The sequence below is a fragment of the Prevotella pallens ATCC 700821 genome (genome assembly GCF_000220255.1).
Classification (GTDB): Bacteria; Bacteroidota; Bacteroidia; order Bacteroidales; family Bacteroidaceae; genus Prevotella; species Prevotella pallens.
This window is the reverse complement of record NZ_GL982552.1, coordinates 1-502: the sequence shown is the minus strand read 5'-3', so window position 1 is coordinate 502 and position 502 is coordinate 1. Positions and strand designations below refer to the sequence as shown.

Sequence of the window (502 nt, the reverse complement as noted above, 5' to 3'; positions counted from 1 at the left end):
TAACCTTGTTGCTGTTCTTTACTTAAAAAACGGCAGTTACGTATCATCTGATAGCGTATATACATTTCTTAATTTAGATGGAACTCTGTTTGATGAATTAAGATCAAGGAATGGCAATGAACCAACGTGTCTGAAAATAGATAGGGATAATGCGGTCTCATATTATCCGGATTTAATGATTTACGTCTTCTTTTGTAAATTATCACCAACCAGAAAGGTCCTTGTTAGGGTTGGTAATGATTGGAAAATATTAAAAACAAATAGTCCTTTTACAGTCTTACCTACGAAGAGGTATCTTTTATCCTTAGATATTCAGTTAAGAGTTGGTGATATTTTATACGATAAAAGAGATAAGGTAAAAGTAAAAAGATGTATAACACGTCATATTATTGACGCAAGAGGAGATTACGTCGCAGTTGAAATAAAGAAAAGGAAGTTGTGGTTTCGAAGGAAGAGACATTATCAAGTGACCCCTGATAGATTATTGTATAACTAATATTAA

At 32.5% G+C, this 502-nt stretch carries 1 protein-coding gene; it reads left to right on the top strand.

Features of this window, described 5'->3' with window-relative positions; translation table 11 throughout:
- The coding region (locus HMPREF9144_RS13635; RefSeq protein ID WP_006046543.1) for a hypothetical protein at positions 1–496 on the top strand (496 nt) is incomplete at its 5' end.
- Positions 497–502: the final 6 nt, after the last annotated feature.